Source organism: Streptomyces sp. DSM 42067, from assembly GCF_055792885.1.
In genome coordinates this window covers 4,125,625-4,142,530 of record NZ_CM147706.1, presented here as the reverse complement: position 1 = coordinate 4,142,530, position 16,906 = coordinate 4,125,625, and the positions used below count along the sequence as shown (strand labels likewise).

At 69.1% G+C, this 16,906-nt stretch carries 14 protein-coding genes, 1 tRNA gene and 1 pseudogene; 2 read left to right on the top strand and 14 right to left on the bottom strand.

Annotated elements, in window-relative coordinates; genetic code table 11:
* Window positions 1-147: 147 nt before the first annotated feature.
* Window positions 148-1,125: pseudogene (locus ACSMXV_RS19005) on the bottom strand (peptidoglycan-binding protein); the annotation flags it as partial.
* Window positions 1,126-1,537: 412 nt separating this feature from the next.
* On the opposite strand from ACSMXV_RS19005, the gene ACSMXV_RS19000 reads away from it, so the two are divergent.
* Window positions 1,538-2,401: a DUF4352 domain-containing protein gene (locus tag ACSMXV_RS19000; RefSeq protein ID WP_473178751.1), complete on the top strand. Its 864-nt coding sequence runs from the start codon at window positions 1,538-1,540 to the stop codon at window positions 2,399-2,401.
* 43 nt (window positions 2,402-2,444) lie between these two features.
* On the opposite strand, the gene ACSMXV_RS18995 is transcribed toward ACSMXV_RS19000, so the two are convergent.
* The 10 genes from ACSMXV_RS18995 to ACSMXV_RS18950 all read right to left on the bottom strand — a co-directional run bounded on the left by ACSMXV_RS18995 (window position 2,445) and on the right by ACSMXV_RS18950 (window position 12,605).
* Window positions 2,445-2,879 (bottom strand): hypothetical protein, encoded by a 435-nt coding sequence (locus ACSMXV_RS18995; protein WP_473178750.1) that lies wholly within the window; start codon window positions 2,877-2,879, stop codon window positions 2,445-2,447.
* A 7-nt stretch (window positions 2,880-2,886) separates the two neighbouring features.
* On the bottom strand, window positions 2,887-3,990 hold the full coding sequence (locus ACSMXV_RS18990) for a hypothetical protein (RefSeq protein WP_473178749.1): 1,104 nt from the start codon (window positions 3,988-3,990) through the stop codon (window positions 2,887-2,889).
* Window positions 3,991-4,007: 17 nt separating this feature from the next.
* A complete protein-coding gene (locus ACSMXV_RS18985; protein WP_473178748.1) occupies window positions 4,008-4,937 on the bottom strand; it encodes a hypothetical protein in 930 nt (309 codons plus the stop codon).
* Between the two features lie 11 nt (window positions 4,938-4,948).
* On the bottom strand, window positions 4,949-5,824 hold the full coding sequence (locus ACSMXV_RS18980; protein WP_473178747.1) for a phage tail family protein: 876 nt from the start codon (window positions 5,822-5,824) through the stop codon (window positions 4,949-4,951).
* Window positions 5,821-10,077 (bottom strand): phage tail tape measure protein, encoded by a 4,257-nt coding sequence (locus ACSMXV_RS18975; protein WP_473178746.1) that lies wholly within the window; start codon window positions 10,075-10,077, stop codon window positions 5,821-5,823. The genes ACSMXV_RS18980 and ACSMXV_RS18975 overlap by 4 nt, the downstream gene beginning before the upstream one ends.
* A 37-nt stretch (window positions 10,078-10,114) precedes the next feature.
* Window positions 10,115-10,255: a hypothetical protein gene (locus ACSMXV_RS18970; protein ID WP_473178745.1), complete on the bottom strand. Its 141-nt coding sequence runs from the start codon at window positions 10,253-10,255 to the stop codon at window positions 10,115-10,117.
* Window positions 10,256-10,464: 209 nt separating this feature from the next.
* Window positions 10,465-11,001, bottom strand: a complete 537-nt coding sequence (locus tag ACSMXV_RS18965) for a hypothetical protein (RefSeq protein WP_473178744.1) — start codon at window positions 10,999-11,001, stop codon at window positions 10,465-10,467.
* A 1-nt stretch (window position 11,002) separates the two neighbouring features.
* On the bottom strand, window positions 11,003-11,614 hold the full coding sequence (locus tag ACSMXV_RS18960) for a phage tail tube protein (protein WP_473178743.1): 612 nt from the start codon (window positions 11,612-11,614) through the stop codon (window positions 11,003-11,005).
* Window positions 11,615-11,739: 125 nt separating this feature from the next.
* A complete protein-coding gene (locus tag ACSMXV_RS18955; RefSeq protein WP_473178742.1) occupies window positions 11,740-12,147 on the bottom strand; it encodes a hypothetical protein in 408 nt (135 codons plus the stop codon).
* A gap of 26 nt (window positions 12,148-12,173) precedes the next feature.
* Complete coding sequence (locus ACSMXV_RS18950; RefSeq protein WP_473178741.1) at window positions 12,174-12,605, bottom strand: HK97 gp10 family phage protein; 432 nt, start codon at window positions 12,603-12,605, stop codon at window positions 12,174-12,176.
* Window positions 12,606-12,803: 198 nt separating this feature from the next.
* Between ACSMXV_RS18950 and ACSMXV_RS18945 the strand changes: the two genes are divergently transcribed.
* Window positions 12,804-13,922 carry a hypothetical protein gene (locus ACSMXV_RS18945; protein ID WP_473178740.1) on the top strand — a complete coding sequence of 373 codons (1,119 nt, stop codon included), beginning with the start codon at window positions 12,804-12,806 and terminating at the stop codon, window positions 13,920-13,922.
* Window positions 13,923-14,184: 262 nt separating this feature from the next.
* Here ACSMXV_RS18945 and ACSMXV_RS18940 read toward each other — a convergent pair whose 3' ends face one another.
* From ACSMXV_RS18940 to ACSMXV_RS18930, 3 genes are all read right to left on the bottom strand, one after another.
* Complete coding sequence (locus ACSMXV_RS18940) at window positions 14,185-15,537, bottom strand: putative antirestriction adenine methyltransferase (RefSeq protein WP_473178739.1); 1,353 nt, start codon at window positions 15,535-15,537, stop codon at window positions 14,185-14,187.
* A gap of 188 nt (window positions 15,538-15,725) precedes the next feature.
* Window positions 15,726-15,797, bottom strand: a tRNA-Gly gene (locus ACSMXV_RS18935).
* A gap of 358 nt (window positions 15,798-16,155) precedes the next feature.
* Window positions 16,156-16,566, bottom strand: coding sequence for a hypothetical protein (locus ACSMXV_RS18930; RefSeq protein WP_473178738.1), 411 nt, complete (start codon window positions 16,564-16,566; stop codon window positions 16,156-16,158).
* Window positions 16,567-16,906 lie beyond the last annotated feature (340 nt).

Below are 16,906 nucleotides of genomic sequence, written 5' to 3'. Positions count from 1 at the left end.
GTCGACGAGGGTGGTGGTCTTGGATGCGATCAGCAGGCCGACGAAGGACTCGACGTACGTCATCACGGTGCGCTCGGCCGTGTCCGCCAGGCTCTGGGGCAGGGACACCTTCTTCTCCGGCTCGTCCGTGTCGTCTTCGTTCGCCTTCTGCTGGGGGACGCGGAGCCTGTCCCAGGTGATCTTCCCGGGGATGCCGTCCGCGTCCGGCCCTCGGAAGCCGCACTTGAGCTGCCAGGCCGCGTAGGAGCGGCGGTGCGCGGCGTTCCACGTGGTGCCGGGCTCGGCAGGGTAGGTGTTGCAGCCCTCGGTGATCAGGCGCCTGCCCATCGCGGCGACCAGGGGAGAGTCGCGGCCCGCGCGGAAGTACTCGGCGCCGGGGAAGGCCGCGTAACCGGTGCCGCTCTGCGGGTCGTCTAGTCCAGCGGTCTGCCGCTTGCAGGTGGATGAGCCGGACGTCTTCTTCTCGTCGGACGTGGCCCTCTCGTCGGAGCTGTCCTTCGGTGTCGTAGACGGCGTGGACTGCTTCCCACCGCCCCCGAGGTGCTTGGCGACGCGGGCGCGGAACTCGTCCATGTCGATGCCTGCGGGGTCTGGCTTGCCGGGCTGCCACTCTTTGTGGCCGATGACGCTGTGCTCGTTCCAGCCGTGCGCCCTGCACACAGCCGCTGCGGCCCGGGCCATCGCGTCGAGCTGGGCCGAGGGCCAGGCTTGGCCGGTGCCGGTGTTGATGCACTCGAAGCCGTAGAAATGGCGGTTGCCGTCGGTGTCGGCCTCGTTGTCCGGCGGCAGGTCCTTCTTCTCGGCGATGACGGCGAGCAGGACGTCGGTGTCTCCCATGCCGGCGTGGTTGGTCCGACCGTAGCCGACCAGGTGGATGGTGCCGGAGCGGTCGATGACGCCGTGGCAGAGCGGGCCGGGGAGGTCGTGGTAGCCGGTGCGGCACAGCTCGACCATGTCGTCCTCGGAGGAGTACGCGCCGGTGTGGTGGATCATCACTCCGTTCACCGGGCCCCAGTTGCCGTGCTGGTTGCGGTTGTGGGTGCGCCAGCTGCCGTGCTCGACGACGCCGAGTCCCGCGTCCTTCAGGACGGACAGGAACTTGTCCGCGGCCAGCGGTGTTGCCACCTGGCTTCGCCTTTCTCCTGTGTCTCACGACGGTCGGCCGACCCGGTACGACTCGGTCGGTCCCTCAGGAGAAAGCGGTGCGGCGTGACTACGCGGAGGGTCGCGCGGAAGCCGCGCCAGCCTACCCGCAGCCGCTTCGGCGAGACACCGTGCTTCCGCGCGGAGGGAGCGGCAGGGCGGGGGACTGGTGGGACACATGGTGTTCAGCGTCACTCTTGATCCAATTTTGGCCCACTTTGGTTGGTGAGGTAAGAAATCTGTCAGCGCCTGCCAGCTGCTACCCCCACATCCGTCCTCCGCAGCGGATCGGATCTACTCCCCTCCCAGAGGACGTACAAGAGTGCCCAGAACCGCGTGGTCGCCCATGCCGCCCCGACACATACCCCCGCGCCGGAGGCGCGGGAATAAGTGGATGCCTGTCGCGATCCTGGTGATCGCAGCCCTGCTGTTCCTCGCGCTGCCGTTGCTGCTGGCGGCCGCACTGTGGGCCGTACCCGCCGCACGGCGCTGGCCCACGAAGCCGCGCATCGCAGCGACGGTGGGTCTCGTTGTCGCCTTTCCCTTCTGGCTGATGCTGTTCAACTCCGGCGACAGCGGCAGCACCGCCACGACGGCATCCAGCGCAGCCTCCGCCTCAGCCTCTCCGACGCCGTCGGACACCCTGTCAGCGACGAAGCGGTCCCTGAAACTGGGTACGCCGTACAAGTACCGGAACGGGGACGAGGCCGCCGTCGTGACCGTTGATGACCGCACGTACTACGACACCGGGGACGACGAGGTCATCACTCTGTACAAGGTCACCGTCAAGAACACCGGTGACGCGACGCTCGACCTCTCCGAGCAGTTCGGCTTCCAGGGCACCAGCGACATCTACGACGCCACCACCCTTGGCCTGTCCGACGACGCGCCCGCTGCCCTGGGTACCGCGGGGCAGGGCGCCACGGTGCGCGGTGTCATCGCTTTCGACGCGACCGAGCACGGCAGTGTGCTGCTGTACTCGGACGCGGACTCCGACGACACCACTCTCGCCTCGTGGACCGATCCCAAGCCCTGGAAGGACGACGCTCCCTCGCCGAGCAGCTCGCCGAAGACCAAGTCCAAGGCACCCTCGACCCCCTCGACCAGCGACGACAGCAGTTCTGAGGGGAGCGGCAGCGACGCCGGCACGAGTGTGGGCACGATCACTCCGGGCGCTTTCTGCGGTACGCCGGGGAGCATCGGGATGTCCAAGAAGGGCGTCACCTACACCTGCATCGACAAGCACTGGAGGCGCTGAGCCCCTGTTTCCGGCGGAAGGCAGTAGCTCGACCCCTGCCCACTCACGGCTCAGCGTCGGCCTCCTGCCGGCAGGTCAGGCCGTCCAGGCTGAGCCACGCCACCTTCGTCTTCGCCGACGTGCGCGACACCACCTGCCCGTCTGGGCGGATCTCGATGTACAGCGCGCGTCGGCGAGCGTCGGAGGCCACGGGCAGCGTGCGTGGTACGGCGGGCCGGAAATCGTCCGGAAGCACCGCGAACGGGGCCCCATCCTTCACCTCTCCAGTAGGGATACCGACGACGCCGGACAGCTCCAGCATTCCCCGTTCGGTGAGCCGCATCTGTGGCGGTCGATCGTGATCAAGGATGGCGGAGTCCCCGGTGAGCGGCAGGTCTCGCCAGGCGGGCGGCGCGGTACGTCGCGATCGCTCCAGGGAGTCGACGCGGCGTTCCAGGCTGGCGAGCTGCTTGGCGAGCTTGCTGATGGTGTCCGGCACGGCGTCCCTACGCTTCCGCTTCGGTGTCGTGGGCGTCTTCCGGCTTGGTGGTGCGCTCCAGGGTGACGGTGATCCGTTCGGCCTCCTCGCCGTCCGGCGGGCGCAGGGTCCAGCCGGTGATCCGGTGCCAGCCCTCGTACTCGATGTGCTGCTCGTGGAGGCGTACGAGGACGTCGTCGCCGATAGCCCATGAGCCGAAGGGGGCGGCGGGGTGGTCACGGATGTCGAGCTCTGTCACATCGGTCAGCGCTTCGCGGGCCAGCCGCTCCTTGAGGGCGCGCTTCCTGAGCTTGGTTGCATCTGTCTCGCTCGTCTCCAGGAGGCGTTCCAGGCGCAGGCGGCCGTTGCGGGCCGTGTCGACGACATGGAGGCGTTTGCTGCCCGTGCCGGAGCCGAGGGCGACGACGGTCTGGGCGTAGGAGTCGGCGTCCTGGACTGCCTGCGGGGTGGTGGCGATGTTGATACCCGAGGTGAAGGAGGTGTCCTCGCGGCGGCGGCCGAGGCGGGGTGCACCGAGACGGATGCGGTGCTCGGCTCGGCGGCCGTTCCATGAGACGGTCTCGTTCCACTCCAGGCCGTCGTCGAGGTCGGCCATCTCGTCGATGACCTCGCCGAGGTTGCGGGCGTCGGTCTTCGGGAGCGCGTACGGGGTCTTCGAGGTGCCGGTGGTCGTCTCTGACCTCGTGTCGTCCACGACGACGTCGAGGTCGCCGTCCGGTTGGGCCTGCGCGTAGGCCCAGACGTCCCGGATGATCTGGCACGGGTCGGCGTCGATGTAGGGCCCGCGACCGTCGAGGTTGCCGTGCAGGTCGTAGCGGCGGTGGAGGTACGAGCCGAAGCCGGCCGCCTCGATCGGGAACGACGCGCCTTGGGGTTCGGCGCGCCAGACGAGGCCGCCCCACACCAGCTGGTCGTTGCGTTCGACGTACAGGAGGGTGTTGCCGGGATCGAGGAGTTCGGCCACTGGGCGCTCGAGACGTGGTTCGAGGGTGGCGTTGAGGCTGCCGGGGCCGTTGAGTTCGGGGCCGCACTCGACGCCGGTCAACGGCAGGTTCCAGTGCAGGATGTCGCCGGTGAGGGCGTGGGCGGCGATGTAGCGGTAGTCGGGCATGCGGCCCCTCTCGCCTCTCACTCCGGGCTCTCGGTGAAGTCGACGGTCGCGACGATCGCCGTGCCCTCGGCCACGTAGAGGTCGCCTCTGCCGTACTGCGCGTTCTGCCTCGTCTGCACCGCGAGGCGCTGGGTGGTGCCGCGCACTGCGGACGGGAGTGCGTAGGAGTGGGCCAGGGTCGTGGGCACGCGGTGGATGGCGCTCTGGTTGTCGTCGACCACGGTCGCTTTGCCGATGGTGCCGGCGAGGGTGGTGCGCTGTTCGGCCCACATGTTGCCGCCTTCGACGCGTAGTCCGGAGATCGTGAGCGTGACCGTGGCCTGGGTCGCCCAGGCGGGGATGTCCACGTCCCAGGCCGCTTCGGTCGGCCAGGTCCTCCAGGTGCCGCGTTCGCCGGGCAGTTGGCTCGTGGTGGTGGGGTGGGCGGTGTAGACGCGGTGCTGGTGGCGCGGGTCGGCGAGCTGCCGCAGGTCCGTGATCATCTCCGCGGTGACGGTGCCGGTGTCGCGGGGCAGGGTGATCCGTGCGAGCGGGATCGCCGTCATCCCCTCCGGCACGGCCGTGGTGTCCGGGTCCACGCCCTGGACCACGTGGAAGTAGCCGATCTGGTCGCGGGCCGGGTCTCGGTCCCCTTCGTACTCGGGGTCCTCGATGCGCAGCACCAGGAGGTCGGTACGGGCGAACGGGCCGGTCGGAGTGATGTCGACCAAGGTGTCGCCGATGTTGCTCTGTCCGTACGAGCCCTGCCATGGGCGGGCGCCGTGGATGACCGCGGAGCCGTCGGCGACCCGGACGCCGCACGCCGGGCGTTGCAGCGGGGAGACCTTCAGGTCGCGGGCTTCAGCGATGCCCTGGCCGCCGCGGACCAGGTCGCGTACGAGGAGCCGGGTCGCGCGGGCTGGATGGCGGGCGCCGTCGACCAGCAGCGGGGGCTGGATGAGCGTCAACTCCGTCTCCTTCACAGGGTGGTGTAGGCGGATCGCCACGTCACGGTGAGACGGCTGGTGGCGGTGGGATCGGTGCCGCTCCAGGCGATCTCCGAGGTACCGGGCGGGATCGTGAAGCGGTCCAAGCGGGACGCGGGGGTGAGGGCGTCGGCGGCATTCGTTCTGCCGTTGCGTAGAACCCAGCGAGTACCGGGTCGGGTGGTGATGTCGACGTACTCCCCGGAGCGCAGCGTGGTGTCCAGCTCGAGCGCCTGGCCGGTGACCACCGTGTTCCAGATCTTCGGCTGCGAAACCGGTCCGGTGAGGCGCAGCGTCGGCCAGGCGGCTGCGTCGCCGTCGTTGACAATGTGGCCGGGCCGGTCGGCCTGGTCCAGTGAGAGCGTCAGGATCGACTCTGCGTCGGCGTGGAAGAAGGGATCCATCGCGACGAACTCGATATCGATCGGAATCCAGCCATGGACCGCGCTCGCGGTGCTGGTGGCCTCCATGCGGCGGATCCGCCCGTACAAGCGGCGCGTTGAGTGCCCTGGCCAGCGTGCGCGCAGCACACTCAACTCGCCTGTTCGCGTACGGATGTGTTCGGCTCGGGCGGCACGCTGCAACCGGGCAAGATGGTCCGCTGCGGCGGCCGGATCGCCTGGTGTCCTGATGCCGGCCTCGATCCGGACCGTCCGGGGACCATAGAGGTCGACGCCGGGCAGCGTGCCGTCCGCCGCCGGGTTGTCCACATCCTGTGGACGAACGTCCGGCGCGCCGAGTCCCTCGATCTCCCCGATCGGAATGGGGGTGCGGGGGCCGAGGAGGACGACGCCGCCGATCTCGACTTGCCAGTCGGCGAGTTCGGTCTCTGCCGGAGCGGAGCCGGAAGTGGGGATGGCGGGGGTCATCGGATCCTCCCGCCGCGTTGGGCGTTGCGCAGGCGGCGCATCATCTCGGTTCCGATCTGCTCGGGGGTGGCGGAGCTGTCGTGGACGGTGACGGGCATGGTGCCGACCAGCGGCTGCTGCTCGCGTACGACGACGATCTGCACGCCGCGGCCCGCGCGGGCGTCCATCCGGGCTGAGGCGGGGCGGTCGTCCGCGGAAGGGCGGATCTCGAAACGGCGGACGATCTCGGCCAGGGAACGCGTGGCGGTGGCGCTGCGGGCGGCCGCGGTGATCCGGGCCGTGGAATCGACCGTGCTCCGGCGGGTGACGCCGCCGTCCGCGAACCACTGGACTTGGCCGTCGAAGCGGCGCACGACCTCTTCGACGATCTGCTTGCTGCGCTGCCGCTTCGACGGAGTGAGCGGTACGTACGCCTCTCCGCCGGTCTCCGGCTCGCCCCAGATACGCCAGGAGCCAGCCGGGGCGATCTGCGCGACGCGCCTCTCGCGTACGCCGCCGTCGGCGTAGTAGTCGACGACACCGCCCCGGGCCTGCTTGCGCAGGTTCTCGGCCTGGCGGCGCAGGGCGTCGGCGGTGTCGGAGGGCGCCGTGCGGACGGTCTCCAGGACGTTCACGCGGCGGGTGGTGATGGTCACCGATTTGTCGCGTAGGCCCGCGATGGCACGGCGCAGGGCCTCGACGTGGGACTGCTGTGTGCCCGTGGGCACGGCGATGGTGACCGTCTTGCCCTTCGTTTTCTTGATCTTGAAACCGAGCTTTTCGAGTTCCTGGCGGGCCAGTGCGGTCGGTGCGCTGACCTTCACGGTCTTCGCGCCCGGGGTCTGCTGGATCTTTGCCTGTACGGCCTGGAGGCTCTTGATCGCGGCCGCAGTGGGCGCGGAGACGGCCACCCGCTTCGAGTCCGGCGTCTTGGACAGCTTCGCGATGAGGCCGTCCAAGCTCTTGCGGGCGTCCTGGGTGGGCGCGGTGATCTGGATCTGCCGGGTGCCCGGGACCGTCTTCACCGCGAAGCCGAGCTCGCGGAGCTTCTTCTGTGCGCCCTCGCTGACCGAGTCGACCCGGATGGTCTTGCGGTCGGGGAAGCGGTCGAACTCAGCTTGGACTGCGAGCAGGTTGGCCAGGGTGGAATCCATGCCCTTGGTCTGCAGGAGCAGGCTGACCTGGTCGGGCAGCAGGCCCAGGCTGTCGGCGACCGCCTCGGCCTGCTTCTTGGTGAGCCCGTAGCCACGAGCTGCGTCGACCGCCGCCGCGCGGGCCCGGGTCATCTCTGCGCGCGCCTTCGCTAGCGCGGCGGGCAGAGCCTCGCCGTTTTGCTGGGCGAGGGCGTACACGGAGACGGACGCGTCGGCCGCGGCCTCGGAGAGGGAAGTGAGCTGGTTGTAGAGCTGCTGGCCGTTGCGGGTGGTGGTGTTCAACGTGCCGTCGCCGTTGTTGACCAGTTGACTGCCGCCGTATCCCCTGGAGCGGTCTACGGTGCCGGCGGACTCAGTCAGGTCGGAGACGGCGGTGTTGACGCGGGCGCGGGCGGCCTGGAGAGAGATCTCGCCGCCGGAGAGAAGGTCGAGGGCGTCGCGGAGGGCGCGGGTGCGCTGGTCGGCGTCGGAGGTCTCGTCGGCGAGCTCGCCAACGGCGGTCTTCAACCGGTCGTACGCCGACGTGCCCGCACCCGCGCCCCGCTGCGCCTCGGCCAGCTCCCGGGCTCGCCGCACCGACTCGCTCATCTCGCCCTTGACCTTGCCGAGTTCATCGGCTGCGTCCCGGGCGTGGCGGCCGACCATGTCGTAGCCCTGCCAGGTGTCGCCCATCTCGTTGGTCTGCCACACGTCGTCGTGCGTGGCGGCGACCGCGGACAGCTGTCGCTGGAGGGTGCCGAGGGAGGTGCCCTGGCCGAGGTAGGCGTCGGTCAGCTCGGACAGGGAGACGCCGGCGTTGCGCATGACGTCCACCAGGCGCTGTTTGCCGTCGGCTGTCTTGGTGTCCATCAGGATCTGTGCGGCCTGGGCACGGACGCTCTGGTCGACGACGCCGTTGGACTCGCGTAGTGCGTCGGTCAGGGCGCTGACGCGCTGCTCATGCTCGGCCGCGGCCTGGGCCGCCTTCTGCTGGTGCGAGGCGTACATCCCAAGTCCGACCGTCGCCACGGCGAGTGCCGCGCCCCACGGTCCGCCCAGCGCGTTCATCAGCCCGCGTCCGGCGGAGGCCAGGCCGGAACCAGCCGCACGGCCGATGCCGTTCAGGGTGCCCATGAAGGTGGTGCCCGCGCCGTTCGCCGTACGGAATGCCGCTGTCATCCGCCCCAGGAACCCGACCCGCGCCTGCACTGCCGCCCACGCCGCTCCGTACCGGGTCAGCGCCACCCCGGACGTGGACGCGAGTGTGCGCTGCACCTGCATCTGCTGGGCCAGGCCGTGGAACCCGCGGCGCACCGGGCCCGACACCGTGGAGGCCAGACCGGCCAGTGTCGGCTGGACCCGGCGGAAGAGCAGCATCGCGAAGACGGCGGACTGGATCAGCCCGGGTAGCGCCCCGAACGTACGGACCAGGCCACCGGCCAGGTGCCCGACCGGCACCAGGACCGCCGAGAGACCGGCGACCGCGTCCATGGCCAGGTTCACGACGGTGACCACGATGTCCAGGGCGCCCGCGACACCTTCGGAGCCGTCCGTGATGTCGCCGAGGGCGGAGGCGAGCGGCTCCGCGCCGTCGGCGAGGTTGCCGATTACGGCTTCGGCGGTCTCAGCTGCGTTGACGAGCAGATTGAGCCCGGCCGCCAGAGTGTGCTCGCCGATCTCCCGCAGCGGAGCGATCAGCTGCTTGGCCTCGGCGATCAACCCGTGCAGGCCCTGGTCGGCGGATCGCTTGAGGTCGGGGCCGAAGAGGACGGCGAGGTCGTTGCCGTACTCCAGTGTGCGCGTCAGGTACGGGGTGGCCCCGGCCAGGCCCTTCGTCATCAGCCGGGTGACGTACTCCAGGCCGGGCGCCATCCCGTCGTACAGCGCGAGACCCGTCTGCCGTGCCTGGGTGCGCAGCTGCGTCATGGCGCCGGTCAGGCCCTCGCCCCGCGACGCGGTGATGTCGGCGGCGGCCCCGGACTCCCGTACGGCCAAGGACAGGGCGTCGAAGGAGTCCACGCCCTGATGGGCCAGCGCAATTGCGCCGGACATCGCGGGCTTGCCGAAGGCGTCCTTCACGGCGGCGGTGAAGTCCTGCTGGGACATGTCGTGCTGGGCCTTGGACAAGCCCTCGATCACCGTCCACAGCCCACGGAAGCGGCCCTGGGCATCCCACGCCTCGATGCCCAGCCGCCTGAGCCCGTCGAGCATCTGCGGAGTGGGGCTGGCCAGGTTGGCCATCATGCCGCGCAGCGACGTACCGGCCGTCTGCCCGAGGATGCCGGCCTTGCCGAGCATGCCGACCGCGCTCGCCGCGTCCTCCATCGAGACACCGAGACCGGCGGCGACCGGCCCGGCGTACCGCATCGCGTAGTAGATGTCGATGATGCCGCCGGAAGCGTTGTTCGCGGTCGCGGCCAGGATGTCGGCGGCGCGGCTGGCCTGGTCGGCGCCGAGGCCGAACTGGTCCATGATGTCACCGAGATACTTCGCCGAGTCCGCGGCATCCACGTCCGCTGCTGCCGCGAGCTGCAGCGAGGCCCGGGTCGCGTCGATCGACTGGTCTGCCAGGAACCCGGCCTTGGACAGCTCGACCATCGCCTCGGCGGCGTCGGCCGCGGTGGAGGTCGGCAGGCTCAGGTCGTTGCCCAGATGCTGGGCGGTGTAGGCGGCGCGCTGCATCTGCGAGGCGGTGGCGTCGGTGACCGCCTGGAAGAGGTTCATCTGCCGCTGGTAGCGGTTGCCCTCCTCCAGCAGCTGATCCGCACCGACCAGCAGCCCGCCGCCGGTGAGCAGGCCGGTCATCGCCGCGGTGTTCCAGCCGCCGCCTCCGGCCAGGGCGCGGTTGAGGCGGCGCATCGAGGACACGCCGGCGCTGCTCATGCCGCGCAACTGACGCTGGGCAGCCAGGGAGCGTGCGGAGATCCTGCCCAGCTGAGCGGCGGTGGAGCGAGCGCTTCGGTCCAGCGTCGTGAACTGAGCGGCCAGGCGGCGGCTGGTCGTCTCCAGGCGAGCAAGGGATGCGTTCGCCGTGGTGGTGCGCTGCCCGAAGGTCCGGGCAGCCGTCGAGGCCGTACGCAGGCTAGCGATCAGCTGACGCGCCTCCGCGCGCATCTGCACCGTCAGGACGTACCCGGCCACGGCGGTTCCGGTCCTTTCTCGTCGTGCCTTACGTGCCTTATGTGGTGGGGTGCAGCCGCGCGTACGCCTCACGGGGCAGGAGCTGGATCTTCACGCCGTATCCGGGCCGGCCGTCGGGCACCTGGTCGCGCTCCTGCTCGACCAGCTCGCAGCCGGGGCAGCGCACGGTGTCGGTCACGTATGCGTGCGGATCGCCACCGCGGGCCGGGTCCCACTCCTCCAGCTGCGTACGGCACTCCGGGCACAGGCTGTGCTGCCACGATCGCCACGCCAGGGCCTTGGCACGGTCCAGATCGCTCCACCGGCCGTCCCCGCCCAGGAACTGCGAGTGCGGGATGCCCCAGCGGTCGCACAGCTCCAGCTCGGCCCGCAGCTGCGGATCCGCGCTCAGCCTTTTCCCACGTCGGCCACCACATCGGCCCGGTTGACCTGCTGCACCTGCCAGGCCGCCTCCCACAACGCGTTGGCCTCAGCGGTCGGCCATGAGCCGAGCAACTCCTCGGCCTCCGTCTCGCTCATTCCATCCACGGATGAGGCGGACACGAGCGCGGCGGGAAAGCTGTCCGGGTTGAACGCTGCGTCCTCGGCCGCCTGCTCCTTCGTCGGGGGATGCGCGGCGATCAGCTCCTCCAGCACCGGGCGGGGCAACGCACGGAAGGTCAGGGTGACCGACGAAGCCGCCAGGGCCTCCTGCGCTTTGGCTTTTGCCCGCTCCAGCTCCGGGATCCTGCGCGCTACGTCCTCGTCCTCGGGATGAGACTTTGCGACGTAGCGGGCCCGCGCCAGCGCCTCGTCAGCCAGCTTCGCCTCGCGCCGAGCCTGCTCGTCGTCACAGACCCGCAAGGTGCGCTGCGCCGACGGCCGCTCCCGTAGCCGCCGCATCTTCTCGGCCCACCGCTCTTCGGTGGCCCGCGCCGCGGCCACTTCAGTGACCACCGTGCTCGTGCTCGGTCACGGCCGCGGCGGTGACGACCGTGACGTTGGCGTGCTCGTCGTCCTCACAGCTCTCGTCACCGTCGACGGGCTTGGGCAGCGGGGCGGGAGCCGGAGGCTTGGGCGGGACCGTGGCATCGAGTACCGGCGGCGCGGTGATGGTGTAGGTGACCTGGAACTTCGCGGCCTCGTTGCCGGTGGAGTACTGGGCGCTGCGCGAGGCGACCTGTACCGGGAAGACGTCCATCGACCGCGAGCCCGGCACATCGCCCTTGCGCAGGAGCACCACGAAGCCTTCGGCTCCCTTGGGCAGGAGTTGCTCGATGTCGTCGTTGACCTTGTCCTCGTAGAAGGTGAAAGACGAGTTCTCCGCCTTGTCTTCGCCGGGGATGGAGCTGGTGAACGTGGTCGCCATGTCGGGCGTCTCGATGGCCTCGTTCGTGAGGGACCAGCCCTCGACGTCGGAGATGGCTTTGGTCAGCTCGGTGGCGTTCGGCGCGGACAGCTCGTTCCTGGTCGGGATCCTGGACTCGGCGTGGATCGTGTTGAGCCAGAGAATTTTGGTGACGCCGCGCCGAATGAAACGCTGCTGGGACTGGGACATGGGCGTGCCGCTCCCGCTTCCGAGGCAGCGACTCGCTGGAAGTCACCGCCCCTTGAGGTCCTGAAGGGGGACCGCCGGGCCGACGGGCCGGGCGTCCGCGAGGACCTCCGCGGTGAGGAAGAACATCAAGCAGGGCTCACAGTGATCGCGAACCGCTGCACGTAGGTAACGATATCGCCCTGGGAACCGTCAACGGGTCCCCCGCCAGCGTCAGCGGTCAATTCTCGGTCTATAACCACGATTTCGGCGACCGGGAGCTCCCAGAGCCAGCCGTCGCCCGCGCGGCCAACGAGCACCTCACGCACCCGGTCGGCGAGCCACTGCACCTGGTCGGCCCGCTCGCCCACGCTCGTCACCTGGTACGTCCAAACCGCATCTGCATGCCAGTCGGCCATCGGTGGACCGGAGAACTCCCCAGACAGGCTGTCGAGGATCGCGTAGGGGAAGGCTGCGGGCTCGCCAGACCCGGCCCGCGGCAGTACGCCAAGGCCACACGGCCGCCCTGTGCCCGCCGCAAGCACGTCGAGCAGCACACGGGTCAGTGGCAACCGCGGAGGGCTCACCCCAGCACCCCCTTCGCCAGGGCATCGAGGTAGCCGGGCTCCGTCTGCCGGAAGGCGGGCTCGATATGCGGATACGGCGGCTGCCGGTACTGACGGCCCAACCGGTCGACACCGACGAAGCCGTACTCCAGCCGCCGCGCCTGCGGCGCCTCCGTGAACACCACCGCCGTCACCCGGCCCTCGCTGACGGTGACCTTCACATCCCACGACGCGCGGTACGCGCCCGTGATCACGTTCGGGCCCGGGCGTCCGGATGCGTTGCGCTGAATACGCGTCCGCAGAAGCATCGCGTGATGCCGAGTGATTGCCCGCGTACGAGCCCGCACGGCCGGCCCCATCCGCGCGAGCGAGGTGGCCAGCGCGATCGGATCTCGGAAGGCGGCGGCGTCCGGGTGGGCGTTGGTATGCGGGTTCACCGGTGTCGTCACCGGCGGAGCCTAACGGCCCTATGGCGTTGGACGGTTGGCTTGCTCGCCAAAGGGAGAGTGACTGTCAGAGCCCTGTGCCACGATCAAGCCCAGACCAGTCACGTGTGGTGCACACCGACACGGATTTCGAACAACCGTTCAACAGGGGGAGTCTTGTCCACCGATCCCGTCTACCTCATCAATGCGGGTGTGGCGCGCATGGAGCACACCCCCTACGAGGACGAAGCAGAGCTTCAGACCCTGATCGCGGAGTACCCACAGGTGCTGGCGTGCGGTCCTCTCGCCGAGGCCCCTGACCTCGTGCTCGTACGCCAGGAGATGCCCACGCCGCTGAGTGACGACAGTGTCGGCGGCCTGAGTCTCGATCATCTCTTCGTCGACTCAGAGGCGCTGCCCACCCTCGTTGAGGTCAAACGGGCGAGCGACACCCGCATACGTCGTGAGGTCGTGGGTCAGATGCTCGACTACGCCGCCAATGGAGCCCGGTACTGGTCCGAGGACACCCTCAGGCTCAGCTTCGAGCAGACCTGGCGGGAGCGCGGCCTTGAGCCCGAGCAGGCGTACGTGGACCTGCTTGCCGACAGAGACCCGGAACTGTTCTGGCGAGAAGTACGCCAGAACCTCCAGCAGGGCAGGATGCGGCTGCTTTTCGCCGCCGACCGCATCCCCGACGAACTTCGCGTCATCGTGGAGTTCCTGAGCGGGAGTCTCAACGGGGCAAGCGTGCTGGCGATCGAGCTGCCGAGGTTCCGCGGGGCGAACGGCGTTTCGGTGCTCTCGCCGCGCGTCCACGGTGTGTCACCGTCAGCGAGCGTTCGCGGGCCGGTCGTGGCGGACGGCAAGTCCGACGAGTTCTTCTGGGGTGTGTTGGAGAAGTACGGAGGTACTCAGCAACTCCGTTTGGCCCGGGACCTTGCGGCCTTCTGGGAGGCGGAAGGGGGTGATCTGTGGTTCGCAGTCTCCCCCGGGGGATCCGCTACGTGCACATTTCGTGCACCCAGTCTTGACGGCTACTACGCGTGGCCGGCTTGGATCGGCGTCAACCCGAGCCACCGCATCCCCACCAAAGTGACCATCGACCTCACCTCAACCTACTCGAAATCCGTGCTGGTTGATCAGGTGGTGAAGGAGGAACTCCTGTCCAGAATGAGCGCAGTTACCGGAACCGCCATTCGAGCCACCGGCCAACCGAATTTCCCCTTGGACCAGCTGATGGAGGAGTCGGCCCGCAAGGAGTTCCGCGACGCACTGGCCTGGTACCGGGAACTGGTCGGGAGCCGTAGTCTGGCTCCCTCCGAGCCGTCGTCCGAGGCGTAGGCACGGGGAGGCGCAGGGCTGATACAGCTTCTGCACGGCCCTGCCCGATCGCACGGCTGGGGACCGTGGCCAGCGAGCTGGAGCCGGACCACACGCACGACGGCGAAGGAGCCGACGGCGGCATCAGAAACGCGGAACCCGTCCTCGCGGATGTTGGCGACCAGGCGCTGGAACTGCTCATGCCGCATGAACCGGGCGTTCACGTCCAGCAGCGTCAACTCACGCGGGTCGCCCTCCACCATCTCGGGCTTCAGTGGCTGGCTCAATGCGCCGTCTCCTCCATGAGTCCCTGGGCATGGCCGTGCTTCGACCGCCACAGCTGGTAGCCCTCGGCGAGCGTCCAACGGCCCAGCTCGGAGCCGTAGTCGAGTTGGTAGCGGTACGCCGGATCGGTCGAGTCCTTACGGGAGTGCAGGCGCAGCAGGCCGCGGTACTTCATCGACACCGGCCGCTGCGTGAACGCCGTCGTGTTCAGGCGGGTCAGGCGGGTGTTCATGGTCCGCTGGGCGAGGAACTGCGCCTCGGTCGACAACGCCGCATACAGCACGAGCTTCGCCAGCCGCCCGTATGAGGTCGGGGCGACGGGGAAGTCGGACAGCAGGTACACGTTGTGCGGGTCGTACTTCGGTGACGCGAAGGCGAAGGTCCCCACCACCACACCGTCGACCAGAACCGCGAGCGCCATCGTCGGCGTACCGGGGCGGATGTTGTGGTTCATGTACTGCGAGCGCAGCGTCGCGAACTGCCCCATCGTGAGCGGAGCGAGCGATAAAGAGCCGCCCAGCTGCTGGCCTGGTACGAGACGCGGCGCCTTCACCATCTCCAGCCGCTGGTGAGGCCGCACGATCCGCGACCGCGGCACCGACGAGTACACGTTGATCGGCAGCCCGCGGTTGGCCGTCTGCACCTGACCGCGCAGATGCCCGGCCAACTCTTCGACGTCGAAGTGGAGACCCAGCACCCATCGTGGCCGGTCGGTGATCCGCTCGATCAGCGTCTGCTTCGCCGCGTCGTCCAGCATCGGGTACTCCGGTGCCGGCCACTCCAAGTGCTGGTCCAGGGCAGCGAACTGGGACTCGTAGTCCCCGGCGAAGAACGGCGGGAAAGCGACGACCGGAGCGTCCGTCGGGACCACGTGCTCCAGCCACTCGTTCACGTCCATGGCCGAGTACGAGTCCAGGCGCAACGGCAGTGCCTCGATCTTCGCGACCGTCCTGGCGTGCAGGGCGGGGAACTGCTGCCGGTACGCCGCGAGCATTCGCCCGTAGTACGGGTGGTCGTCGCGTCCGATCCACTGGAAGAACCGGGACCCGAGGAGCACCACGGCCAGCGTCCCGGCCCTCCCGTCCAGGTACGGCTCAAGCCAGGCGAGCTCGGGCGCCGACTCGGGGCGGATCGTGATGGGCAGTTCCTGCCCGGCGAGGTACCAGCCGATCGCCGACGAGTACTGCTGAACATCGCAGCCGTGCAGCCGGAAGCCGGAGTCGTGCAGGACGCGTTCGATGGTGAAGTTCCCCGAGCAGCCGACATAGATGTCCGCGGACTGTCCGGCCCAAGTGGCGGTGTGCTCGTGGATGATCGCGCGGAGGTCAGCGGGGATCGAGCCGTGGAACACCGGGCCTCCCCGTCATCGCCTTGACCTGTACGGAACTGGGGTGGGATGTGGGCCCGGAGGGGCAGGGGGCTGAAGCCTGCCGTGCCGGGCCGCCTGGGGGAACCAGGGGGCGCGGGGGACGCCTGGAGGGATTGGCTCCGTCAGGGAACGAGCGCTCCGCACCACATACCCGTGCGGACACATCCTCGAGCGCCGGGCCCGACTCGAACGGGCTCCTCCCCGCCGGGGGCGGGGCGTGCTGCCAGGTGCACTACCGGCGCGCGGCGGCACCCGCCCCGAAGGGCGGGCCCTCACCGACACGTGAACGCTATCAGACTCTCAATTGTCTCCACAGATGCTGGCGGTGCGAGGAAGTGAACGCCGCGCGGCCGAACGGACCGGCCCGCGGCGGTTACTCGTCCAAGTCCGCGAGGCTCATCAGGTCGATCGTCCCGTATGGGCACGGAGCCACCGGCTCCACCCGTCGCACCTTCGGCCGCACGGGCGGCGCCTCGAACAGCTCACCCTGGCCAGGCGGCGCTGGCCTCGGCGCTGGCTGCTTCCCGAAGTCCTCCCGCGTCATGTCCACCCAGCGCCGCCCCGGCCCCTGCAGCCGTTCCCGCCTCTGGCTCTCGCCGCTCACATCAACACCCCTTGCTCGTATGCCGGTCCAACCGGGCCAAGCTCCCTCACCTGCGCTCCAGTCTTCTCCTGCCACCAAGCGGCGAACATCCGGCGGTGGCACCATTCCCCCGATTTGGCGAGATCCTCAAAGCACAGCAGCACCAACCGCAGGTCCCCGCCGACGACCGCGATCTGCTGAAACCGCGCTGCCAGCACCTCGACCCCGTATTCGTCCAGCTGTGCGCGGTATGCCGCCTCGAACTCTGGCCGGGCCGAACCGAAGTACGCCCGGCTGGGAGCCAGTTCCCGCACCTGATGCTCCAGGGGGTACGGCAAAGTCCACCGCGGCGGCGACAGGGTGATACGCACGGGGACACCCATAGCGGGCGCGAATCCCTGGTAGCGATACGTGAACAACTCGAACATACTTCTCCTCACGCGGCCGATATGCCGTTGCACAGCGGACAGTGCACATCCGCTCTCGCCACGACTCCGTCAGCGTGGCCGCTCCCCCGTCCTGCGAAGTCATAGCGTGATATAATTCTATTTTTCTTGATCTATTTTCGTCAAGTCAAACTAATCGCAGGTGTGTTCAGGGGGCACTCGGCAAACACCCCCGGGGCCGCCCCACTTCCACCCCACTCCCACCCCACCGGTCGGCGCTCACCACTCCACCCAGGCGACTCCATCCCCGTTCCTGCAACAGTCGACCACTCTGGCTAGGGCCGGTATTCAGCGGCCCCGCCCAGGCGACTCCAACCTGCCC